The following is a 22193-nucleotide window of genomic DNA, read 5'->3' on the forward strand; positions in this document are numbered from 1 at the left end:
CAGGATCTTTGCCGATTTCTTATGGGATCCGATCAGTCGCTGTCGTTTCTCGATGATTGTGATCCGCCATGGCAATTTCCTAAAGTTGTTGCCGGTCGTTGTTGGGGTGCGGGGGAGGTGCCTCTATGGCAGCGGCTATTGCCGGATCGCTTCCAGGTCGATGCGGATGGAGACCTCGTCGCCGACCAGCCCATCCGCCACGGCATAGGTCATGCCGAAATCGGAGCGTTTCAGCACGGTGCTGGCGCTGATGCCGATCACATAGGTTCCGCCGAACGGGTAGGGGCCGATCTTGTTGAGCGTGACATCAAGCGTTACCGGCCGCGTCACGCCGCGCAGCGTCAGGTCGCCGGTCACGGTCCCGCTCGTGTCCGTTTGCGGGCGTGCATCCGTCATCTGGAAGGTTATGCGAGGATGCGCTTCCGCACTCAGGAAGTCGCCCGAGCGCAGGTGTCCGTCGCGACGCTCGTCGTTGGAAAAGACGCTCCCGGCCTCGATGGCGACGGAGAGATCGGAGAGTTCACGCGTTTCCTCGTCATAGGTGAAGCTGCCTTCGCCCTTCAGGAACAGGCCCCAAGTGGGGGCGTAGCCGATATGCATGGCGTTGAAGACGACGGAAAAGTGGCTGGGATCGATCCGATAGGCACGCGGCTCGGCCTGCGCGGGCAGGGCAGCGACCGTGAGGACCGCAACAAGAGCGCTGCAGGCGGCGATACGGACAGGCTTGAGTGAAACCATGTGAGACCCTCCTCCCTGGTGATCCTCAAGAACCATATAGGCAGGCTGACCGAGACTGGGAGGGGGCGAACCGGCGTGTGCAGTTGCGACGAGCTGCCCGGCTCAGTCGTTCCACAGCCAGGCGGCGCCCCGCACGCCGGAACTGTCGCCGTGCACCGCCTTGCGGATCGGCACGTCATACTGGTCCGAGAAGACATGCCGGCCGATTTCCCGGGGCAGCAGGTCGTAGAGCTCCGCGATGTTCGACATTCCGCCGCCCAGCACGAAGACATCCGGGTCGAGGATGTTGGCAACCATTGCCATGGCGCGTGCCAGTCGGGAGACGTAGCGCTCCAGATTGGCGAGCGCGTCCGCCTCTCCCGACCGGGCGCGCTCCATGATCTCGTGGCCGGAGAGCGAGCGTCCGGTCGCCTGCTTGTAGTCCCACTGAAAGCCCGTCCCCGAGCACCAGCGGTCGATGGTGCCGCGCTTGCCCGTCCAGCAGTCGGGGCCGGGAAACTCCTCATCCGTCATCCACGGTACGGAAATGTTGCCCCATTCGCCGCCGATGCCGTTGCGGCCGCGATGCGCCCGTCCATCGATTGCGATCCCTGAACCGCAGCCCGTGCCGATGATGATCGCATGCACCACATGCGCGCCCTTGCCGGCACCGTCCGTCGCCTCCGAGACCGCAAGGCAGTTGGCGTCGTTCTCGATGCGGACCGGCCGTGCAAGCGCGGCCTCCAGGTCGCGGTCGAGCGGCATGCCGTTCATCCAGGTGGAATTGGCGTTCTTGACGAGACCGGTTGCCGGCGACAGCGAACCGGGGATGCCGAAGCCCACGGTGCCGCGCTGGCCGGTCGCGCTCTCGGCAGCCTCCACGAGACCGACAACAGCGCGGATGCAGCCCTGATAATCGTCGCGCGGCGTCGGCACCCGCAGGCGAAATCGCTCGGTGCCGTCGCGCTCCAGCGCGATGATCTCCATCTTGGTGCCGCCCCAGTCGATGCCGAGGCGCAGCGGGTCGCTTGCTGTCGTGCTCATCTCAGTTCGTGCTCGCCTCCTCGATCTGGCGCCGGGCCGCCAGCGCCGTGTCGAGGCGCGGTGCGGCGGCGACCAAGAGCCGCGTGTAGGGGTGCCGGGGATGGTCGAACACCCGGGCCGTGCGCCCGCGTTCGACGATCTGGCCGCCGTTCATCACCATCACCTCGTCGGTGATGGCACGCACCACGCTGAGGTCGTGCGAGATGAACAGATAGGCAAGGCCGTGCCGGGCCCGGAGATCAGCGAAGAGGTCGAGGATCTGCGCGCGGATCGACACGTCGAGCGCGGACACCGGCTCGTCGGCGATGATCAGCTTCGGCCGCGTGACCAGCGCCCTGGCGATGGCGATGCGCTGGCGCTGCCCGCCGGAGAACTCGTGCGGATATTTCGCCATGTCGGCTTCCGACAGGCCGACTTCGGTCAGGGCGCCGGCAACCCGGTCCCTGGCCTCTCGCCCGTCGATCTCGCCGCGCAGCAGATAGAGCGGTTCGGCCACCACGCGGCCGATGCGGTGGCGCGGGTTGAAGCTGCCATACGGATCCTGGAACACCACCTGCACGGCCCGGTGCACTGCCTCGCGCGTTGCTCCGCGCGCCGAATGCGGATCCTGGCCCAGCACGGAGATGGCTCCCCCGTCCGGCGCCTCCAGCCCCAGCAGGGCGCGGGCAAGGGTCGATTTTCCGCAGCCCGATTCCCCGACAAGGCCGACGCTCTGACCGGGGCGGATGTCGAAACTGACGCGATTGACGGCGACCACCGGCGGGCTTTTCCGGAACAGGCCCGCGCGCGGCTGCGGATAGGCGCGCACCAGCTCGCGGACTGAGAGGATCGGCTGCATGCCGTGATTGGCCGGGCTATGCGCGGGGCCCTTGCTGCGCTTCGGCACATGGTTCGAGGCCGCCATCAGCGCCTTCGAATAGGGATGGCGCAGGTTTGCGAACAGCGCGGCCGTGCGCCCGCTCTCGACGATCTCGCCGTCCTTCATGATCGCCACCCGATCGGCCATCTCCGCCACTACGGCAAGGTCGTGGCTGATCAGCAGGCAGCCCATCTTCTCCGCCGCGACGATCTCGCGCACCAGGGCGAGGATCTGCGCCTGGATGGTGACGTCGAGCGCGGTCGTCGGCTCGTCGGCGATCAGCAGGTCCGGTTGGCAGGCGATCGCCATGGCGATCACGACCCGCTGCCGCTGCCCGCCGGACAGCTGATGGGGAAAGCGCTCGGGCGTCACCCGGGCGCGCGCCAGACCCACCCGGTCGAGCAACACCCGGACCCGCTCCATCGCCGTAGCCCGCGTCATCCGCATGTGCAGGACCAGCCCTTCGGCGATCTGCTCGCCGATGGTCTTCACCGGGTTGAGCGCGGTCATCGGCTCCTGGAACACCATGCCGATCCGCCGTCCGCGCAGCCGGCACATCGCCGCCTCGCTCACCGACAGCACGTCGGCCCCGTCCAGCAGGATGCGCCCGCGCGCCTCTGCCCCGTGCGGCAGCAGCTGCATGGCGGCCAGTGCGGTCATCGACTTGCCGGAACCGGATTCGCCCACCAGGCCGAAGGTCTCGCCGCGGCCGATCTCCAGCGAGACACCCTTGAGGATCCGCTTGCCGTGAATGTCGACGTCCAGCCCCTCGACCGCGAAGAAGCCGCTCATGTCGTGCGCCTCTTCAGTCGCGGGTCGAGCAGGTCGCGCAATCCATCGCCCAGAAGGTTGAGACCGAGCACGGTGACGACAATGGCAAGACCCGGATAGAGGGCAAGGCTCGGCGCCAGTGCCATCATCGTCTGCGCCTCGTTCAGCATGCGTCCCCAGGAGGCCAGCGGCGGCTGCGCGCCGAGGCCGACATAGGACAGGCCCGCTTCGGCCAGGATGCCGAGCGAGAACTGGATCGTGCCCTGCACGATCAGCAGGTTGGCGATGTTCGGCAGCACATGCTCGGCGATGATCCGTACCTCGCCCTTGCCGGAGACGCGCGCGGCGAGCACGAATTCGCGCGATTTCAGCGACAGCGCACCGCCGCGCGCCACCCGTGCGAAGACGGGAATGTTGAAGATGCCGATGGCCAGGATCGCGTTGATCGCGCCGGGGCCGAGGATCGCGGTGATCATCACCGCCGACAGAAGCGCGGGGAAGGCGAAGACGAGATCGTTCGCCCGCATCAAGGTCTCGTCCAGCCAGCCGCCGCGCGCGGCCGCCAGCAGTCCCAGCGGCACGCCGACGAGGATGCCGATCCCAACCGCCACCAGGGCGACGGCAATGGACGTGCGCGCGCCCACCATCAGCATCGACACCATGTCGCGGCCGAACTGGTCGGTGCCAAGAAGATGCGTCAGCGAGGGGGGCTTGAGCCGGTTGGCGACCGACAGAACGTCGATCGGATAGGGCGTCCAGACCAACGAGATCAGCGCCGCTACCAGGACGAACGCGACGATGGCCGCACCGGCGACCAGTGTCTTGTGCTGCGCGGCCATGCGCAGTGCTCCTGACCCTGCCATCGCTCAGCGCCTCCTCAGCCGGGGGTCGACCAGCGCATAGGCGAGATCGACGAGGAAAGTCACCAGGATCACGCAGGCGACCAGCAGCACGACGACGCTTTTCACCACGATCAGGTCGCGCTGGGTGATCGCCTGGAAGATCAGCCGCCCGAGACCGGGCAGGTAGAACACGTTTTCGATGATGATCGTGCCGGCGATGAGGAACGAGAACTGCAGGCCGAGGATCGTCAGAACCGGGATCAGCGCGTTGCGCACCGCGTGCTTCCACAGAACCGCGCGCCGGGTCAGGCCCTTAGCGCGCGCCGTGCGCACATAGTCCTCGTGCAGCGCGTCGATCAGGGATGACCGCATGACGCGGGCAAGGATCGCCGCCTGCGGCAGCGCCAGCGCGATGGCCGGCAGCAGCAGTGCCTTCAGCGCAGGCCACAGCCCGGCCTCCCAACCGGGAAAGCCGCCGGAGGGGACCAGCCGCAGCGTCACCGCGAAGACGAAGACCAGCAGCATCGCGAACCAGAAGTTCGGAACGGCGATGCCGACCTGCGTCAGCGCCATGATACCGCCGTCCTGCCAGCGGCCGCGCTTGGAGGCGGCATAGACGCCGACGGGGATCGCGATCACCGTGGACAGCGCCAGCGCCAGCAGTGCCAGCGGCAGCGAGACGGTAATGCGCGCGGCGACCAGATCGGCCACTGGTACGGAATAGGTGTAGCTGGTGCCGAGATCGCCGGTGGCAAAGCCTGTGACCCAGCTCAAGTAGCGCTCCCACGCCGGGCGGTCGAGGCCGAGCTGGCCGCGCAGCGCGGCGAGCGTGTCGTCCTGCGCGTTGATGCCCAGCATCACCTGCGCCGGGTCGCCCGGCACCACCTCCAGCACCAGGAACACGACCACGGTCGCGACGATCAACGTCGCGAACAGTCCGGCAAAGCGTTTGGCGGCGTGGACCAGCATCGGGCGAGGCGGCTCCGGGCGAGAATCTGTCGACGTGCCAACGCTATAGGGGAAGAGCCCGGCGGAAAAGGGCTTAGAGTTCCTCTATCAAAATAACTAAATTTCGACATCTCGCGGCCTAGATGCTTCTAGCATCAAATTGACCCCGGTAAATTGAACTAAAAAAGTCGCCCTGATGTAAACGATTATGACAGAGGCTTACCCCCCTCCCTTCTCCTTATTGGTTGGAGCTTGTATAAGGAACGGGCCACGCAATCCGAGTGGACGGCCGCTTAATGACTTTGCAGCCAAATGAAGGCTCTCTTGTAATTGAGGAGAGTGCTGTTTCTTATCAGAGAGGGGCATCGCTACTAAGGTCTGATTCTGTCGCATAGTTCAAATCCTCCCACCATTTGCATAATGGGCGATTCATTTTTTATCGCAAGCTTGTGAGCGAGCTTATAAGTGAAATGTGATCGAGCGGATAAAAATCAGATGAAGGTTCAAACGGAATTTCCTGAATTGGTTTTTGGGTTGGTGGGCCCGATAGGGGTCGATATGGATGCAGTTGAGCGCAAGCTGCACGACGCGCTGATATCGGTTGGATATAAGACAACGACAATTCGACTGACAGATTTGATGCGTCAAGTCGCAGTTGATGGGCCTGAAATTTCTGATGATGGTAATCAGGTCGAGCAGTATAAATCTCGTATTAGTTATGCGAATTCGGTACGGGAGCGATGTGATAACGATGCTGCGCTAGCTGGGTTGGCAATAGCTGATATCAAAAGAAAACGGAGCGCAGGACAAAATTCCGGCTCTTCAAGTGCACCTGAAGAGTTGACGCCACCGATTGAGAGGATGGCCTACATACTCAGGCAATTGAAGAGATCCGAAGAAGTTGAGCTTCTTCGAAAGGTTTATGGTCGAAAATTTATTCAGATTTCAGTTCATGCCGCTGAGGACTTCCGTCGAACTAATCTAATAAATTTATTTTCGCGCGGAAATTCCATCTTGTCTCGAGAAGAGTGCGAGGTAGCGGCTGATGAACTTATCGAGATAGACATGAATGAGCGTACAGATCTTCATGGACAAAGGATTGAGGAGGTATTTCATCTTGGGGATGCATTCATTGATGGGCGGAGAGAGGATTATATAGAAAGGTCTATCAGGCGATTCATTGAGGCGTTTTTCGGTAAGAACTCAATAAGTCCTACGCGTGATGAGTATGGTGCGTATATTGCGGCTTCCGCTGCATTGAGATCTATTGACCTTTCTCGTCAGGTGGGAGCTGCGATATTTTCTTCGGAAGGGGAAATTATTTCGTTGGGTTGTAACGAGGTCCCTAAATACAAAGGCGGGACATACTGGGAGGATTCTGAAGAAAAACATCGCGATTTTGATGATAGGACAGATTCTAATCGCGTAGAGAAGAATCGGATTATTTTCGATTTCTTGAAAAAGTTGGAGGCTATTGGAGTCTTGGGGGAGGACTCGGAGAGGATATTTGAAGGTGAAGATTTTAAGTTGGCTGTGAAATCCGCGTTGATTTCGGATATCACAGAATTTGGGCGAATGACACATGCTGAGATGACAGCATTGTGTGATGCAGCGCGATTAGGACGCGCGACGAAAGACGCGACTATATTTGTAACGACTTTTCCGTGCCACAATTGTGCAAAGCACATTATAGCGTCGGGCATCAGCCGTGTCGTTTTTATTGAGCCTTATCCCAAAAGCAAGGCGTTGTCTTTGCACCAAGATTCGATAATTCTCGACTCGCGAGAAGGGGAGAGGGTTTGTTTTACGCATTTTGTGGGCATTTCTCCTCGGAGATATAGAGATATCTTCGAAAAGAAGTCGAGAAAGCAGTCCGATGGTAAGATAATAGAATGGTACTGGGGGGTGCCGTCGCCAATGATTGAGGATAAGAGTTCATCTTATTTATATAATGAGGATTCTGCAGTATTTTCTTCTCTATCGTTGGTGGCGGAGGAGATGAATATTATTGTTTATTGAGATTTGTTGCGTTTTTTGTGGGTCGGTGCTGCATTTTCGAGTCATTCTCCACCCTCGTCATTTTCCGCGATTTCAGGGGTGCATGGTGCGCGCGCGCGGACTAATCTCGGCCTCCCGAACCGCTTGCCGGCCCGGTCGTCCTGCTTGCGGGCGGCCCGCCCGAGAACAATGCAACGAACGATCCCTGGGAGGATACATGACGATCTGGAGCAAACTCGCCATCGCCGGCCTTGCCGCGCTCGTGCCTCTGTCCGCATCCGCCGAGACGCGCGTGACCTACAAGTCGGCCTCCGCCGGCACCTCCTATTACCAGATGGGCGTGCAGATCGCCGAGGCGATCAAGGCCGGCACCGACGGCGGCATCATCGTCACGCTGGAAGAGAGCCAGGGCTCGGTTCAGAACGTGATGGAAGCGGCAGTTCGGCCGGGCAACTACGTTTTCACCACGCCTCCCGGCCTCGTCGGCCTGGCGCAGGGCGCCAAGGGCCCGTTCGACGGCAAGGGCAATCCGAAGTTCGACGAGATCCGCGCGCTCTTCCCGATTCCCTCGCTGACGATGCACTTTGTCATGTCGACGGAGAGCGGCGTGACCGATTTCGCCGGCATGGAAGGCAAGAACATCCTGATCGGCAAGGGCTCCTTCGGTGCGACGGAAGGCGCTAAGTATCTCGATCTCTTCGGGCTGAAGGACAAGGTCAACCTCGCCGACGTCGAGCTGTCCAATGCGGGCGCTGCGCTCAAGAACGGCCAGATCGACGGCTTCGTGACCGCCGGCTCCTGGCCGGCGCCGAATGTCATCGAGGCAGCCGCCGGCACCGGCGTGACGCTGCTCTCGCTTTCCGATGAGCAGGTCGCGGCGACCAAGCGCACCCGCACGGTGATCCCGGCCGGCACCTATGCCGGTCAGGACAAGGACGTCGTCACCACCTCGCTGGACGTGGTCGCCTTCGCCACCACCGCGATGGATGACGAGACTGCGTATCAGATGACTAAGACCTTCTGGGAGCAGAAGGAAAAGATGAGCGCCGATGCGCCGTGGTGGAAGGGCGTGACGACCGAAATGCTCGCCAGCATTTCCGGCAAGATCCACCCGGGCGCGCAGCGCTACTATTCGGAAAAGGGCATTGCCCTGACCGACGCGCAGAAGTAAGCGCACAACAGTCAGTGTCTGGGGCCGGCCTCTAAGCCGGCCGTCTGCCAGACTTACGCGGTTCCGGCCCGGGCATCTGTCCGGGCCGATGCCTTTTCCCTTGCAGCTTTCGTTTCCGGCTCGGTGCCGGCGGTTCACCAGGACGGCGTTCATGTCTCTTTCGGCCCGGCTCTTCTGGGCAGCGCTCGGCGCGCTGTCCATCGGCTTTCACCTCTGGCTGGTCTTCACCGGCCTGGTGCCAAACCTGGTAAGCCGGCCGTTGCACATGGCGCTTGCAGTTCCTTTCGTCTTCGTGCTGATGGCGCGTACTCCGTTCCAGCGCTGGACCGGCTTGCCGCTTGCCGCCGTCGGCATCGCCGCGTGCCTGTGGGTCGCCTGGAACCACGACATGCTGGGCGACCAGTACGGCTTCCTGGTGGATGACGGACAGCTCGCCATCGCCCTTGCCCTGCTTTTCGTCACGCTGGAGATGGCGCGCCGGGCCATCGGCTGGCCGCTGCCGCTGGTCGCCGCGATTGCGCTCGCCTATGCGGTCTGGGGCGAGGCGATCCCCGGCGAGTTCGGCCATCCCGGCCTGCCGATGGCCAGTCTCTTCGGCACGCTGACGATTGCCGAGGGCGCTCTGTGGGGCAAGCTGACTGGCGTCTCGGTCTCGGTCGTCGCCATCTTCGTCATCTTCGGCGCGGTGCTGAATGCCGGCGAGGCGGGGCAGGGGTTCATGAATGTCGCGGCGGCCGCCGCAGGCCGCCTGCGCGGCGGTGCGGCCAAGGTCTCGGTGATCTCCTCCGCGCTGTTCGGCTCGATTTCGGGCTCGGCCTCGGCCAATGTCGCCTCCACCGGCGCCATCACCCTGCCGGCGATGACCCGGCTCGGCTATCCACGCTCGCTCGCAGGCGCGGTCGAGGCGGTCGCCTCCTCGGGCGGTCAGATCATGCCGCCGCTGATGGGGGCAGGCGCCTTCGTGATGGTGGAGCTGACCGGCACGCCCTACTCGGACATCATGATGGCCGCGCTCCTGCCGACCTTTCTCTATTTCCTTGCCGTGTGGGTGGGCATTGATGCCTTCTCCTTCCGCCATGTGCTGAAAGGCATCGCGCCGGAGGACCGGCCGGCCCTGCGTGCGGTCGTCATCACCTCCGCCTTCTTCCTCGTGCCGTTCTCGATCCTGCTGTGGGGCATGTTCGGCCTCAAGGTGACGCCGCAATACGCCGCCTCGCTGGCGATCCTCGTCGGTGCCTTGCTCCTTGTCCTCGATGCTCGCCTGAGTTTCGATTGGCGCCGCACCCTGTTGCGACTGGAGGAAGCGGCGGTGAACTCCGGCCGGCAGATCGCCACCATCGCGGCGATCATCCTGTGCGCCTCCATCATCATCGGCGTGCTCGGGCTGACCGGTCTTGGGGTCAAGATCACCTCGCTGATCCTGTCCGGCTCGGGCGGGCTGCTGTGGCCGGCGCTGCTGCTCACCGCGCTCGCCTGCCTCATCCTCGGCATGGAGGTGCCGACGACGGCCGCCTACGTGATCTGCGTTTCGGTGGCCGGCCCGGCGCTTACCGCACTCGGCGTGCCGGTACTTCAGGCGCATCTCTTCGTGTTCTGGTACGCGCTGCTGTCGACCATCACGCCGCCGGTCTGCGGTGCGGTCTTCATTGCCGCCGGCATGGTCGGGGAGAACTGGCTGAAGGTCGCGGCCTCGGCCATGGCGCTCGGCCTCGGGCTCTATCTCGTGCCGCTCGGCATGATCGCCAATCCGGACCTGATCGCGCTCGCTGCTGACCCGGCCATGGCACTGCTCGCCGCTCTGAAAGTCGGCGCGGCCCTCTCGGCCATATCCTTCGGCGTCATCGCCCCGATCAATCCGCTGCTGCGCGCCGGGCTCGTTGCGGGCGGCGGCGTGCTGCTCTTCATCTAGCGAACGCCCGCAACGGCGCAATGAAAAGGGGCGGGGCCTTGCGGCCGCCGCCCCTCGTCGTTTCTGCCGGCCGTCAGGCCGGGGTCATTCCCAATAGACGCCGGTCAGGTCGTTCGCCTGGATCGGCGAGTTGACCCACATGCCCTTGAGGTTGGCGCTCCACACACCGGCCTTGGCCAGCTGGAACAGGAACACGTTGACCGCGTCCTCGGCGATGATCCGCTGGGCATCGCCCAGCAGCTTGTAGCGCGCCTGTTCTTCGGTCGTCGTCTCCAACTCGGCCATCACCTTGTCGAAGGCCTCGCTGTCATACTGGAAATAGTAGTCCTTGCGGCCGTAGATGTTGATGTCCATCGGCTCGGTATGGGAGATGATGGTGAAGTCGAAGTCCTTGCCCTTGAAGACTTCAGACAGCCACTGCGCCCATTCCAGCGGCACGATCTCCAGCTCGACGCCGATCTTCTTCAGGTCCGAGGCGATCAGCTCGCCGCCGCGGCGGGCATAGGTCGGCGGCGGCAGCTTCAAGGTCGCCTTGAACCCGTCCGGATAGCCGGCCTCGGCAAGCAGCGCCTTCGCCTTGTCGAGATCGAGCGGATAGGTGCCCGTCAGGTCGACATAGGCCGGGTGATGCGGAGCGAAATGGCTGCCGATCGGCGTGCCGTTGCCGAACATCGCGCCGTCGATCACCGCCTGGCGGTCGACCGCATGGGAGATCGCCCGGCGCACCCGCACATCGGAAAGGGGCCCTTTCTTGTTGTTCATGGCGAGGATGGTCTCGCCCTCGGTCGAGCCGACGGCCACGGTAAAGCGCGGGTCGGCCGCCAGCATCGGCAGGTTCTCGGTCGCCTGGAAGTTCGGGAAGGCGTCGATATCGCCGGCCATCAGCGCGGCGAGCTCCGCCGCCGGATCGGCGATGATGCGGAAGGTCGCCCGGTCGAGCTGCGCCGGCTCGCCCCAGTATTCGGCGTTCTTGGCCAGCTCGATACGGTCACCCTGCACCCACTGAACCAGCTTGAACGGCCCCGTGCCGATGGGCTTGGAGGTGTTGGAGGAGGCGGTCTCCTCCGCCACCATCGCGGCATCGCCCCAGCCCAGATTGAACAGGAACGCGCCGTTCGGCTTCTTCAGCGTGACCTTGAGCGTCAGCGGATCGACGACCTCGACCTCCTCGATGCCCTCGAACAGCGGCTTCTGCGCATTGGTGCTGAACTCGCCGCGTGCCCGGTTGAGCGAGAACTTGGCGTCGTTGGCGTCGAAGTCGGTGCCGTCGTGATACTTCACGTCCGCCTGCAGGTGGAACGTGTAGGTCAGCCCGTCTTCGGAAATCTCCCAGCTCTTCGCGAGCCAGGGCTTCACAGCTCCCTCCGCGTCGATGCGCGTCAGACCCTCGAAGATGTTGGCATAGGTGATCTCGTCGATGGCCGCTGCCGCGCCCGCGGTCGGGTCGAGATGCGGCGGCTCGAGCCGGACGCCGATATTGACGTCGGTGCGGATCGTCTGCGCGCCCGCCGGGGTGATGGGGGCGGTCGCCGCCAGCATCGCCGTGAGGGCGGTGGCGAGCACGCCGCGCCGGGTGAAACGTCCAGTCATGCCTGAGGCCTCCCGTTCTTTTGCACGTCCTTCGCCCGTCCGGCCACCGGAGGGGCGGGTTCTCTTCCCGCGTGTGCGGTGCACACTACCGCGCCATTCCCAGCAGCGCCATGGTCGCCTGGGCCATCACCTTCGCGCTGTCGACCATGTCGTCGATGCCCACGAACTCGTCCGGCCGGTGGGCCATGTCGAGAATGCCGGGGCCATAGGCGATGCAGTCGTGCAGGTGGCCGATACGCGCGATGTGCTTCTGGTCGTAGGAGCCGGGCGAGATCACATAGTCGGGGCTCTTGGCCAGCACCTCGCGGATGCCGTCCGCCACCGCCCGCACCACCGGCGCGTCGCGATCCGTCATGGTCGGGATCACTTCCATCAGGTCGCGGATGCGATAGTCGAAGTTCTGGCGCGTGCGCGTCAGGTCGTCGAGGATCGACATCACCTCGTCCTTGACCTCGTCCAGGCTCTCCTCGATCAGGTAGCGCCGGTCGATGACCATGCGGCAACTGTCGGGCACGCAAGGGGAGGGCAATCCGTCGAAGCCTTCGGGCTGGCCGCCATGGACCGAGTTGATGTTCAGCGTCGAGGAGCGCGCCCCTTCCGGCACCACCGGCATATCGGTGTGCTTGGCTGCCAGCTTGGGGAACAGCTCGGTCTCGAACCGGTCGAGCACCGCCCCCATGTGGCGCACGGCGCAGTCGCCCAGGAACGGCATCGATCCGTGGGCGATGGAGCCCTTGGTCTCGATCTCCGCCCACCACACGCCGCGATGGCCGAGGCAGATGCGGTCCTTGTTCAGCGGCTCGGGGATGATCACGTGGTCGACGCGCGGCTTGGAGAACATGCCGAGCCGGGCGAGATAGGCAACCCCGCCGAAGCCGCCGGACTCCTCGTCCACCGTGCCCGAGATCTCGATGGCGCCGGGAAAGTCCGGCACCGCCTCCAGCAGGGCCTCCACTGCGATGATCGAGGCGGCGAGGCCGCCTTTCATGTCGCAGGCGCCGCGTCCGTAGACCTTGCCGTCCTTCACCTCGCCGCCGAACGGATCGAAGGTCCATCCCTGGCCGGCCTCGACCACGTCGATATGCGAGTTGAAATGCACGCAAGGTCCGGGCCGGCGACCCTCGATGCGGGCGACCACATTGGTCCGCGGATAGCGGGCGCTGTCGCCCGGCGTGTCTTCTGCGCGGATGTAGCGAACCTGAAAGCCGCGCCGCGCCAGCCGGTTGCCGATCAGCTCGGCACAAGGGGTATAGGCCTCGCCCGGCGGGTTGATGGTCGGAATACGGATGAGGTCCTGCGTCAGCGCGACGACGTCGTCCCGCTTGTCCTCGACGCGTCTAAAAAGCGCCTCCAGCATGTGGTCTCCCGTGATAGGACTTGAACTGCGCAACCGGTGGTGTCGGGACGGCATCGTGCCTCAGGCCGGAACCGGTTTCCAGCGCATCCGCAAGGCAGGCCTTGCGGGATTTTCGGGCACGACGCCCGTCGGGAGCGGCAATGGCGAAAGACGCTGCGTCACGCGGTGGAGGGCGGCCGGAAAAATCGATCCTGCCTCCGCTCTTGCGCGGGGTGGCGGGACCGGGCGCGTCCGCGCTCGCCGCGTTGAACCGTCGCCGGATTTTCGCCAGGACCCTGATTCTGCTGGCGATCGGCAGCGGCGTGGCCGCCGGGTCGCTGCTGTTCCTGCGTCCGCCAGTCGAACCGCCGGCCCCTGTGGAGGTCGCGCCGCCCGACCCCTTCGCCGGTTTGCCGCCGCGCCTGCGGGCACGGCTTCTCGACGAGGCGCCAGATACCGCGCTCGAGCGCCCCGCCGCCTTCAAGCGGGTCTTCGGCGGTGATCCGCGCGACCTGTGCAAGGCGATCTCCGAGCTCGGCGTGCCCATGTCGGAATGGCGGCTCGATCCCTTCGTTGCCGGCTTCTGGTACTGCGTCAGCGATCTCGCGGTGATTGGCCGCGCGACGCCGGGAGGGGCGCGCTCGTCCTTGTTCGTCAACCTGCGCGGCCAGTCGGAACAGACGCTCAACACGGTGCGGATCAAGCTGAACGGCGACAACCCGCAGACGGCGCCGGCGGCCCGCGCCGCGCTCCTGCGCGTGCTGGATGCGGTCGGCGAGCGCTACGGCTGGCCCTGGCCGGCAGAGTTCCGGGCGGCCATCGAGCAGGGCGGAGAGGTGGAGCTGGAGCAGTTCGGCATGCGCCTGCGCGTGCTGCCGGAAGACGCGCAGCTGACGGGCGACGAGGCGTCTGTCGTCCGTCTCAACGTCATCCTCGATTTTCCCGTCGTCGACCTTGTGGCTCCGGCGGAGCTGTTCGCGCCCTTTGCCTGGGAGGAGGAGGCGAGCGGGCGCCGCCGCAACCGCCCGGTCGGCGGAGCGACGCTGCGCACGCCGCCCTCCGGCGACATCATCTTCAGCGCGACGGAGGAGGAGACGGAGGGCGAACGCCCGCCGCTCAGCGGCCGGGAAGCGGAATGAACTCTTCCGCGTCGCCAGGAACGGTGTCGAAGCGCATCTGCTTCCAGTCTTCCTTGGCCTGGTCGATCCGCTCCTTCGAGGAAGAGACGAAGTTCCACCAGATGTAGCGCGGCCCGTCCATCGGCTCGCCGCCCAGCAGCAGGAAGCGCGCCGGCAGGCTGCCGGTCGCCCGCACCGTGATGTTGTCGCCGGGCTTGAACACCAGAAGTTGGCCTTCCTCGAAGCTCTCGCCGGCGATCTCGATGGTGCCGCCGACCGTATAGATCGCGCGCTCCTCGTGGGTGGCGTCGACCGGCATGGTTCGGCCCGGCTCCAGCGTCACGTCCGCATAGATCGTCTCCGAAGCGGTCTTGACCGGCGAGCGGGCGCCGAACATGTCGCCCGCGATCACCCGGACATTGACGCCGTGGTCCTCCAGAACGGGCAAGCCGTCGCGGCCGACATGCTCGAAGGCCGGCGCGCTTTCCTCCGCATGCTTGGGCAGCGCCACCCAGCTCTGGATGCCGAAGAGCTTGCGCCGGTGGCCCTTCACTTGCGGGTCCTCGCGCTCGGAATGGACGATGCCGCTGCCGGCGGTCATCCAGTTCAGCTCGCCCGGACGGATAGCCAGGTCCGACCCTAGGCTGTCGCGGTGGTGGATCTCGCCCTCGAACAGGTAGGTCACGGTCGCAAGGCCGATATGCGGGTGCGGCCGCACGTCGATGCCGCCGGTCTCGAGGAATTCGGCCGGTCCCATCTGGTCGAAGAAGATGAAGGGGCCGACCATCTGCCGCTTCGGCGAGGGCAGGGCACGTCGCACCTCGAAGCCGCCGAGGTCGCGGGCACGCGGCACGATCACCGTGTCGATCAGGTCGCAGGCGCCGGCATCGCCGGGCGTGGGGTCGAGGTCGGGCATCCAGGTCATCGGCAGGTCTCCCTCTGGCGGCCTTGTCCGCGTCGGACAAGCGGCTGGTCATGAGACGGGCCGCTGGGTTCGGCGACCGTCCCTTAGGGTCTCGCCATTCCACGCGGAAGGCAAGGCAATGACAGGGAGATAACCCTTGCAGGATCTCGCGCTAGATGCGGCCGGCGCGACACAGCGTTCCCGTTTGCGGAACCAGCCGCCACCATCCCACCGGCCGGTTTGCCGAGAGTCCGTTAGGCAGGTTCTGGCGTCAGGTACCTTCCAACCGTTTCCAGAATTTTGTCTTTGTGAGCGAATATTTCTTCAAGGGTCTCTATCGGGACGCGCGTTTCTGTCTTCGTTTCATCAAATAGTCCAATGTAAAATTTCTTCCCATTGAAGTGAAGGCGAACAATGGGCTTGCGGTTATTGTTCTCGAAGAGGACGCCGCAATAAGATTTCTGGTCTCGCATGTGGATGTTGGAAGCAGGGGTCACTTCAGAGCAAATCGCCCTTATCATGTAGAATGCGTCAAGCTCTTCCTGAGTGGTAACGATGTCGCTCGCTTCCTCTTCTTCGGGAAGGCTATCAGCATCGGTGGCTCCGTCGCGCTCGTTGCCTTCCAGAACGGCATTGAATTTCTGCCGCGCTTTTTGTCTGAAAAGGTCGTCGAACGCACGCTTGATTATCGGTCGCAGTGACTCGACGACTTGTTTGGTGATGTTGCCTTCATAGAAGCTGCGGGCGACGGACTTTACAAACTCATCGTCCGGCGCGTTCCACTGGCTGTTGATGTAGGCGGTTGCCAAGCGTGTGTACTTCAACGAAGACGCCGCGGAGCGGATCTTTTCTATGTCGAACCGATCAACATGGAATTTCTCGATCTCCTTCAAGTCATTTTCGTCGTAAGCATCCAAATCAAACTTGAAAAACGGTGCGCTATCCATCTTGTTCTTGTCTTCGATGTCAGTGAAGAACCAGAACTGGATGCCATTGGTCAGGATGGCGATCCGAGCCTCGGTGACCGTAAAGTATCGGAATAGCTGATTGTACTGAGCGTCAGAAAGATTGGTGCTGATCGATTTCGCTTCGATTAGGTATTCAATTCTATCGCCAATCCGAACTGCGTAGTCGACTTTTTCTCCTTTCTTCGTTCCAACATCGGATACGAATTCGGGAATGACTTGCGATGGATTGAAGACGTCGAACCCCAAAGCTCGGAGAAAGGGCATCACCACAGCGTTTTTTGTGGCTTCTTCTGTTTGTGCCATCTTGCGCGCTGACTGTGAGCGGACGGACAGCTCGGAAACAGAATCCTTGAAACTCATTTTAACCCCCCAATAAAAACAACTGAAAACATATGCAATTATCAAAGTTCGAAATTGGAAATTCAACAATATTTTTCTAAGCTTCGGGTCCCGTCACCGCGCTGCAATGCTCCACTGCTAACCAGCCGAAAACTTGGTCTTGAAGGTCTGGCGATGTCTCTCAACGTGCTTCTCATCACTGCCGACCAGTGGCGCGGCGACTGTCTCGGGATCGCCGGCCACCCGGTCGTGCGCACACCCAATATCGACGCCCTGGCACGGGAAGCGGTGTATTTCTCCCGCCACTACTGCCAGGCCGCGCCCTGCGCGCCGGCACGTGCCTGCCTCTATACCGGTCTCTACCAGATGACCAACCGGGTGGTGCGCAACGGCACGCCGCTCGATGCGCGGCACGACACCATCGCGCTTGCCGCCCGCCGGGCCGGCTACGACCCGACGCTGTTCGGCTATACGGACCAGTCCGTCGACCCGCGCACGGTCACTGGCGACGATCCCTGGCTGCGCACCTATGAGGGCATTTTGCCGGGCATGAGCGTGCGTGTGCGCGTGCCGGAGGATCACGGCCCCTGGCTCTCCTGGCTGGCATCGCGCGGGCACGAGTTGCCCGATCCGCCGCAGGACATGTGGCTGCCTGTGGACGGTCCCGCCGATCCGCCCTCGGGCCGTCCGGCGCGCTATTCGGCCGAGGAGACCGAGACCGCGTTCCTGGTCGACGAGTTCCTGCGCTGGCTCGGCGAGGTGGAAAGCGCTCCGCCCGCCCGCGCCAAGGCCGGCGGGCGCCCCTGGTTCGCGCATCTGAGCTTCATTCGGCCGCACCCGCCCTTCATCGTGCCGGAGCCCTATGCCTCCATGTACGATCCGGCCGATGGGCCGGGCTTCCTCGGCGCGGCAACGCCCGACGAGGCGGCGCGCCTGCATCCCTTCCTCGGTTATGCGGTCGAGCAGCAGGACAAGTCGCATTTCGTCTGGGGCGCGACGGGCAAGGTGCGCGACTGGGACGAGAGCGTACGCCGGCAGATGCGCGCCACCTATTGGGGAATGGTCTCCGAGGTCGATGCGCAGATCGGCCGGATCGTCGCCGAGCTGAAGGCGCGCGGGGAATGGGACAACACGCTGGTCGTGCTCACCGCCGACCACGGCGAGATGATGGGAGACCACCAGCTCTTCTCCAAGCTCGGCTTCTACGATCAGGCCTATCACATCCCGCTGATCGTCCGCGATCCGCGCAAGGGCAAGGGCCATGGCCGGACGGTCGAGGCCTTCACCGAGTCTGTCGACATCATGCCGACGGTGCTGGAAGCGATCGGGGCGACCTGTCCGCCATGGCTCGACGGAGCGCCTCTGACCGCCTTCCTGGAAGGGGGCGTTCCGGCCGAATGGCGCGATGCGGCGCACTGGGAGTACGACTTCCGCGAGGTCGCGACCGGCGAGGCGCAGACCGCGCTCGGTCTGTCGCTCGATGCCTGCTCCATGAGCGTGATCCGCGATGCGGACGTGAAATACGTCCACTTCGCCGGCCTGCCGCCGCTGCTCTTCGACCTTGCCGCCGATCCTCACGAGACGCGCAATGTCGCGGATGACCCGGCTTATGCCTCGCTGCGGCTGCACTATGCGGAAAAGATGCTGTCCTGGCGCGCGCGCCATCTCGACCGACGGTTGACCGGCATCGAACTCACCGAGGACGGACCGGTCGACGCCAGAGGCGCCTGACCGGCAGGGCTTCAGGCGGACGCGGGAACGCGCTCGGTTTCGGCCGGGTGCTCCTGCGCTGCCGCCTCGGCGGCCATCTCGCCGGCGGGAGCGGGATTGGGGCGGCACATGCCGGCCAGCGTCTGGCAGATCGGCCAGCGGTCGGTGTCGCTGAGCGTCGTGACCTCACGCACCACGTCGGCCACGGTCTCGCGCAGCCAGCGATGGGCTGGCTCGGCATCGTCGCGCCCGTGCCAGATCAGCGACACGGTGAAGTCGTCCAGCTCCACCGGCGGTTCGAAGATTTCCAGGTCCAGCATTTCCGCCTTGGCCAGCGCGATACGCGCCGGCAGGCAGGAGACCAGGTCGGCCTTGGCGACCGCATAGGGCGCCATGATGAACTGCGGCAGCGTCAGGAACACCCGGCGCGACAGACCGCGATTGGCAAGCTCCCGGTCCAGCGAGCCGCCGGTGGCGTGGCGCGGCGTCACCACCACGTGCTCGGCCGCCACGAACTGTTCCAGTGTCGGCCCCTGCGGGCCGAACCGCCCGCGCCGGGCGATTCCCACCAGCCGGTCCGAATAGAGCGGCATCGCCCGGTGGCGTGCCTCCAGCTCGCCGGCAACGCCGATGGCCATGTCGATCTCGCCGTCGTCCAGCATCGGTGTCATGCCGGCGGCGCGGGAGTTCTTGATGTGCAGGTCGAGCTTGGGCGCTGCATTGCGGAACCGCAGGATCAGAGCCTCCAGCAGCACCGCCATCGAATTGTCGGTCATCGCGATGCGCACCGACCGGTCGAGGTTGCACGGGTCGAAGGTGAGCGCCGGCGCGATGGCCTCTTCGATCCGCCGCAGCGCCTCCGACACCGGCATGGCCAGCGACTGTGCCCGCGCGGTCGGCTCCATGCCCCGCCCCGAGCGCACGAACAGCTCGTCGTCGAGGAGCGCCCGCAGCCGCGACAGCGCGTTCGACATCGCCGGCTGCGACAGGCCGATGCGCCGCGCGGCGCGCGTCACGTTGCGCTCGCTCATGAGCGCGTCGAACGCCACCAGCAGGTTGAGGTCGACCGAGGATATATTCATCTCGTCAATGTTCCCGGATATCCAAAATCAATTGGACGATGGATGGATCGTGACCCACTTAAGGTCGCGTAGCAATCGCGCAAGTCCCGTCTCCCGGCTTTTTGCGTTTCTTCGGGCGGAAGAAAGCAGGGAGAGGGGACTGGCGCGATCCAGCCAATCCCGTTCATCAGGAGGGACGGATGATCCGATTGAACATCAATGGCCAGGATCGCGAGATCGATGTCGATCCCGATACGCCGCTGCTCTGGGTCCTGCGCGACGAACTCGGCATGACCGGCACCAAATACGGCTGCGGCATCGCCGCCTGCGGTGCCTGCACCGTCCATCTCGACGGCATGGCCGTGCGCTCCTGCCAAACCATGGCGAGCGATGCGGAAGGCATGTCCATCGTCACCATCGAGGGTGTCGACGGCAAGGCGGCCAAGGCCGTCCAGGACGCCTGGCGCGAACTCGAAGTGCCGCAATGCGGCTACTGCCAGTCCGGCCAGATCCTGGCCGCCACTGCGCTTCTCGCCGAGACGCCGAAGCCGTCCGATGAGGACATCGACATGGCGATGAGCGGCAATGTCTGTCGCTGTGCCACCTACACCCGTATCCGCGCGGCGATCCATCGCGCCGCCGACACGATGGAGGGCTGAGCTCATGTTTCATGTCATGAAGCGAATGCAGGACGCCGCCGCGCGTCCCACCCGCCGCAACTTCCTGAAGATGTCGGCGGTCGCCGCCGGCGGTCTCGTCGTCGGCTCGCGGCTCGCACTGCCCGGCGCGGCACTGGCCGAAGGGGCTGCGGCGGAAGATGCCTTCACGCCCTTCATCCGGATCTCGCCGGACGGCCTCGTCACGGTGCTGAACAAGCATCTCGACATGGGGCAGGGCAACGCCACCGGCCTTGCGACGCTCGTCGCCGAGGAACTTGACGCGGCCCCCGAGCAGATGCGGGCCGAGTTCGCCCCCGCCGATGTCGAGCGCTACAAGAACCTTGCCTTCGGCATGCAGGGCACCGGCGGCTCCACCGCCATTGCCAACTCTTTCGAGCAGTATCGCAAGGCCGGCGCCACGGCCCGCGCCATGCTGGTTGCGGCGGCGGCAAAGGCCTGGGGCGTTCCGGCCGGCGAGATCACCATCTCCGGCGGCACGCTGTCGCACAGTTCGGGCAAGTCCGGCACGTTCGGCGAATTCGTCGAAGCGGCGGCGAAGCTGGAGGCTCCGGCCGAGGTGACGCTGAAGTCCCCCGACCAGTGGGTCTATATCGGCAAGTCCTTCCCGCGGCTCGACGTGCCGAACAAGACGGTCGGCGCGCCGAACACCTACGGCATGGACGTCCAGCGCGAGAACATGCTGGTCGCCGTGCTCACCCGTCCGCTGGCCTTCGGAGCGAAGGTGAAGTCCTTCAACGCCGATGCCGCCAAGGCGGTAAAGGGTGTCGTCGATGTCATCGAGGTGCCGGGCCATGGCGTCGCGGTGCTCGCGACCTCCACCTGGCCGGCGATCAAGGGCCGCGAGGCACTGGAGATCGAGTGGGACGAGGCTGGTGCCGAGACCCGTTCGAGCGATGCCTTGTTCGCGGAGTATCGTGAACTGGCCGAAACGGCGGGGCCCGTGTTCCGCAACGACGGCGATGCGGAGGCTGCGATTGCGGGCGCTGCGACGGTGGTCGAGCAGGTCTTCGAGTTCCCGTATCTCGCCCATGGCATGATGGAGCCGATGGTGCTTACCATCCATGTCGAGGGCGACCGGGCAACGCTCTGGTATCCCTCGCAGTTCCAGACGGTCGACCAGCAGACGGCGGCGACGGTGCTCGGCATCCCGGTACAGAACGTGACGATCAACACGCTCTACGGCGGCGGCTCGTTCGGCCGGCGCACATCGCCCGATGCACGCCACATCCTCGAGGCGGCGAGCATCGCCAAGATCTGGGGCAAGTCGCAGCCGATCAAGCTGGTCTACACCCGCGAGGACGACACCCGCGCCGGCTACTACCGGCCGATGGGCGTCCACAAGGTGCGTGCGGGGCTCGATGCCGACGGCAATCTCGTCGGCTGGCATCACCGCATCGTCCAGCAGTCGCTGATGTCCGGCACGTTCATGGAGCAGTTCATGGTCCATGACGGCATCGACGAGACCTCGGTCGAGGGCGTCAAGGATGCCAGCTACGCGATCCCGGCCTTCCATGCCGAGCTGCATTCGCCGAAGGTCGGCGTGCCGGTGCTGTGGTGGCGCTCGGTCGGCCACACCCAGACGGGCTATGTCGTGGAAGCGATGATGGACAAGGCAGCCCGCGCCGCCGGCGTCGATCCGCTCGAGTTCCGCCGCCTGCACCTGTCGCAACCTTCCGGCATTGCCGAGCGCGACAAGGACAATGCCCGCAAGCTCGGTGTGCTGGACAAGGTCGCGCAGATGTCCGGCTGGTCTGGTTCGCAGAATGGCGAGCGGTTCCGCGGCATCGCCGTGCACAAGTCGTTCAACACCTATGTGGCCGAGGTCGCGGAGGTCAGCCGCCGCGAGGACGGAACCTTCCGGATCGAGAACGTGTGGTGTGCGGTCGACTGCGGCGTTGCGGTCAACCCGGACAACGTCAAGGCCCAGATGGAAGGCGGCATCGGCTACGGCCTTGCGGCGGTGCTGTTCAGCGAGATCACCCTGACCGACGGCCACGTGGATCAGCTGAACTTCGACACCTACCGTCCGCTGCGCATCGAGGAGATGCCGAAGGTCGAGGTCGAGGTTCTGGCCTCCGCCGAGGCCCCGTCGGGCGCCGGCGAGCCGGGCACCCCGCCGGTCGGTCCTGCTGTGGCGAACGCGATCCTTGCCGCCACCGGCGAGCTGCCGGCGGTCCTGCCGCTGACCAAGGCCGGTCTCGCGTAAGGTCCGTTGCTTCGGATCCAAT

General features: G+C 64.3%; 17 protein-coding genes. 7 read left to right on the plus strand and 10 right to left on the minus strand.

The window, feature by feature from the left end; all coding sequences use genetic code 11:
• Nucleotides 1-135: 135 nt before the first annotated feature.
• The 5 genes from H7H34_RS07755 to H7H34_RS07775 form a co-directional block, all read right to left on the minus strand.
• Nucleotides 136-738 carry a YceI family protein gene (locus tag H7H34_RS07755; RefSeq protein ID WP_185924804.1) on the minus strand — a complete coding sequence of 201 codons (603 nt, stop codon included), beginning with the start codon at nt 736-738 and terminating at the stop codon, nt 136-138.
• 102 nt (nt 739-840) lie between these two features.
• Entirely contained in the window at nt 841-1737 is an 897-nt protein-coding gene (locus H7H34_RS07760; protein WP_185926474.1) for an ROK family protein, read from the minus strand.
• A 25-nt stretch (nt 1738-1762) separates the two neighbouring features.
• Complete coding sequence (locus H7H34_RS07765) at nt 1763-3412, minus strand: ABC transporter ATP-binding protein (protein WP_185924805.1); 1650 nt, start codon at nt 3410-3412, stop codon at nt 1763-1765.
• On the minus strand, nt 3409-4230 hold the full coding sequence (locus H7H34_RS07770) for an ABC transporter permease (RefSeq protein WP_185924806.1): 822 nt from the start codon (nt 4228-4230) through the stop codon (nt 3409-3411). Before H7H34_RS07770 ends, H7H34_RS07765 begins: the two co-directional genes overlap by 4 nt.
• A 27-nt stretch (nt 4231-4257) precedes the next feature.
• Nucleotides 4258-5202, minus strand: coding sequence for an ABC transporter permease (locus H7H34_RS07775; RefSeq protein WP_185924807.1), 945 nt, complete (start codon nt 5200-5202; stop codon nt 4258-4260).
• A 474-nt stretch (nt 5203-5676) separates the two neighbouring features.
• Here H7H34_RS07775 and H7H34_RS07780 point away from each other — a divergent pair, with 474 nt between their 5' ends.
• The 3 genes from H7H34_RS07780 to H7H34_RS07790 all read left to right on the plus strand — a co-directional run bounded on the left by H7H34_RS07780 (nt 5677) and on the right by H7H34_RS07790 (nt 10259).
• Nucleotides 5677-7200 carry an anti-phage dCTP deaminase gene (locus H7H34_RS07780; protein WP_185924808.1) on the plus strand — a complete coding sequence of 508 codons (1524 nt, stop codon included), beginning with the start codon at nt 5677-5679 and terminating at the stop codon, nt 7198-7200.
• Nucleotides 7201-7396: 196 nt separating this feature from the next.
• On the plus strand, nt 7397-8350 hold the full coding sequence (locus H7H34_RS07785) for a TAXI family TRAP transporter solute-binding subunit (RefSeq protein WP_185924809.1): 954 nt from the start codon (nt 7397-7399) through the stop codon (nt 8348-8350).
• 151 nt (nt 8351-8501) lie between these two features.
• Nucleotides 8502-10259 carry a TRAP transporter permease gene (locus tag H7H34_RS07790; protein ID WP_185924810.1) on the plus strand — a complete coding sequence of 586 codons (1758 nt, stop codon included), beginning with the start codon at nt 8502-8504 and terminating at the stop codon, nt 10257-10259.
• Between the two features lie 84 nt (nt 10260-10343).
• Here H7H34_RS07790 and H7H34_RS07795 read toward each other — a convergent pair whose 3' ends face one another.
• Both H7H34_RS07795 and H7H34_RS07800 read right to left on the minus strand, forming a co-directional pair.
• Nucleotides 10344-11849 carry an ABC transporter substrate-binding protein gene (locus H7H34_RS07795; RefSeq protein ID WP_185924811.1) on the minus strand — a complete coding sequence of 502 codons (1506 nt, stop codon included), beginning with the start codon at nt 11847-11849 and terminating at the stop codon, nt 10344-10346.
• An 85-nt stretch (nt 11850-11934) separates the two neighbouring features.
• Nucleotides 11935-13206 (minus strand): acetylornithine deacetylase/succinyl-diaminopimelate desuccinylase family protein, encoded by a 1272-nt coding sequence (locus H7H34_RS07800; protein WP_120270768.1) that lies wholly within the window; start codon nt 13204-13206, stop codon nt 11935-11937.
• A 140-nt stretch (nt 13207-13346) separates the two neighbouring features.
• Here H7H34_RS07800 and H7H34_RS07805 point away from each other — a divergent pair, with 140 nt between their 5' ends.
• Nucleotides 13347-14324: a DUF6030 family protein gene (locus tag H7H34_RS07805; RefSeq protein WP_185924812.1), complete on the plus strand. Its 978-nt coding sequence runs from the start codon at nt 13347-13349 to the stop codon at nt 14322-14324.
• On the opposite strand, the gene H7H34_RS07810 is transcribed toward H7H34_RS07805, so the two are convergent.
• Both H7H34_RS07810 and H7H34_RS07815 read right to left on the minus strand, forming a co-directional pair.
• Nucleotides 14302-15228, minus strand: coding sequence for a pirin family protein (locus H7H34_RS07810; protein ID WP_120270770.1), 927 nt, complete (start codon nt 15226-15228; stop codon nt 14302-14304). The genes H7H34_RS07805 and H7H34_RS07810 overlap by 23 nt on opposite strands.
• Nucleotides 15229-15461: 233 nt before the next feature.
• A complete protein-coding gene (locus H7H34_RS07815) occupies nt 15462-16535 on the minus strand; it encodes a type I restriction endonuclease (protein WP_185924813.1) in 1074 nt (357 codons plus the stop codon).
• 153 nt (nt 16536-16688) lie between these two features.
• Here H7H34_RS07815 and H7H34_RS07820 point away from each other — a divergent pair, with 153 nt between their 5' ends.
• Nucleotides 16689-18245, plus strand: a complete 1557-nt coding sequence (locus H7H34_RS07820; RefSeq protein WP_185924814.1) for an alkaline phosphatase family protein — start codon at nt 16689-16691, stop codon at nt 18243-18245.
• Nucleotides 18246-18256: 11 nt separating this feature from the next.
• Here H7H34_RS07820 and H7H34_RS07825 read toward each other — a convergent pair whose 3' ends face one another.
• Nucleotides 18257-19306, minus strand: a complete 1050-nt coding sequence (locus tag H7H34_RS07825; protein WP_185924815.1) for a LysR family transcriptional regulator — start codon at nt 19304-19306, stop codon at nt 18257-18259.
• 179 nt (nt 19307-19485) lie between these two features.
• Here H7H34_RS07825 and H7H34_RS07830 point away from each other — a divergent pair, with 179 nt between their 5' ends.
• Together H7H34_RS07830 and H7H34_RS07835 are read left to right on the plus strand one after the other, a co-directional pair.
• A complete protein-coding gene (locus H7H34_RS07830) occupies nt 19486-19944 on the plus strand; it encodes a (2Fe-2S)-binding protein (protein ID WP_185924816.1) in 459 nt (152 codons plus the stop codon).
• 4 nt (nt 19945-19948) lie between these two features.
• On the plus strand, nt 19949-22171 hold the full coding sequence (locus H7H34_RS07835; RefSeq protein ID WP_185924817.1) for a xanthine dehydrogenase family protein molybdopterin-binding subunit: 2223 nt from the start codon (nt 19949-19951) through the stop codon (nt 22169-22171).
• Nucleotides 22172-22193 lie beyond the last annotated feature (22 nt).

Origin of the sequence: Stappia sp. 28M-7, assembly GCF_014252955.1 — a bacterium.
GTDB lineage: Bacteria > Pseudomonadota > Alphaproteobacteria > Rhizobiales > Stappiaceae > Stappia.

Excerpts from the sequence above, each read along its gene's own strand:
- H7H34_RS07800 (WP_120270768.1), bottom strand. The coding sequence starts at position 13,206 with ATGCTGGAGGCGCTTTTTAGACGCGTCGAGGACAAGCGGGACGACGTC.
- H7H34_RS07790 (WP_185924810.1), top strand. The coding sequence starts at position 8,502 with ATGTCTCTTTCGGCCCGGCTCTTCTGGGCAGCGCTCGGCGCGCTGTCC.
- H7H34_RS07805 (WP_185924812.1), top strand. The coding sequence starts at position 13,347 with ATGGCGAAAGACGCTGCGTCACGCGGTGGAGGGCGGCCGGAAAAATCG.
- H7H34_RS07765 (WP_185924805.1), bottom strand. The coding sequence starts at position 3,412 with ATGAGCGGCTTCTTCGCGGTCGAGGGGCTGGACGTCGACATTCACGGC.
- H7H34_RS07755 (WP_185924804.1), bottom strand. The coding sequence starts at position 738 with ATGGTTTCACTCAAGCCTGTCCGTATCGCCGCCTGCAGCGCTCTTGTT.
- H7H34_RS07770 (WP_185924806.1), bottom strand. The coding sequence starts at position 4,230 with ATGGCCGCGCAGCACAAGACACTGGTCGCCGGTGCGGCCATCGTCGCG.
- H7H34_RS07795 (WP_185924811.1), bottom strand. The coding sequence starts at position 11,849 with ATGACTGGACGTTTCACCCGGCGCGGCGTGCTCGCCACCGCCCTCACG.
- H7H34_RS07810 (WP_120270770.1), bottom strand. The coding sequence starts at position 15,228 with ATGACCTGGATGCCCGACCTCGACCCCACGCCCGGCGATGCCGGCGCC.
- H7H34_RS07820 (WP_185924814.1), top strand. The coding sequence starts at position 16,689 with ATGTCTCTCAACGTGCTTCTCATCACTGCCGACCAGTGGCGCGGCGAC.
- H7H34_RS07815 (WP_185924813.1), bottom strand. The coding sequence starts at position 16,535 with ATGAGTTTCAAGGATTCTGTTTCCGAGCTGTCCGTCCGCTCACAGTCA.
- H7H34_RS07775 (WP_185924807.1), bottom strand. The coding sequence starts at position 5,202 with ATGCTGGTCCACGCCGCCAAACGCTTTGCCGGACTGTTCGCGACGTTG.
- H7H34_RS07835 (WP_185924817.1), top strand. The coding sequence starts at position 19,949 with ATGTTTCATGTCATGAAGCGAATGCAGGACGCCGCCGCGCGTCCCACC.
- H7H34_RS07780 (WP_185924808.1), top strand. The coding sequence starts at position 5,677 with ATGAAGGTTCAAACGGAATTTCCTGAATTGGTTTTTGGGTTGGTGGGC.
- H7H34_RS07785 (WP_185924809.1), top strand. The coding sequence starts at position 7,397 with ATGACGATCTGGAGCAAACTCGCCATCGCCGGCCTTGCCGCGCTCGTG.
- H7H34_RS07825 (WP_185924815.1), bottom strand. The coding sequence starts at position 19,306 with ATGAATATATCCTCGGTCGACCTCAACCTGCTGGTGGCGTTCGACGCG.
- H7H34_RS07830 (WP_185924816.1), top strand. The coding sequence starts at position 19,486 with ATGATCCGATTGAACATCAATGGCCAGGATCGCGAGATCGATGTCGAT.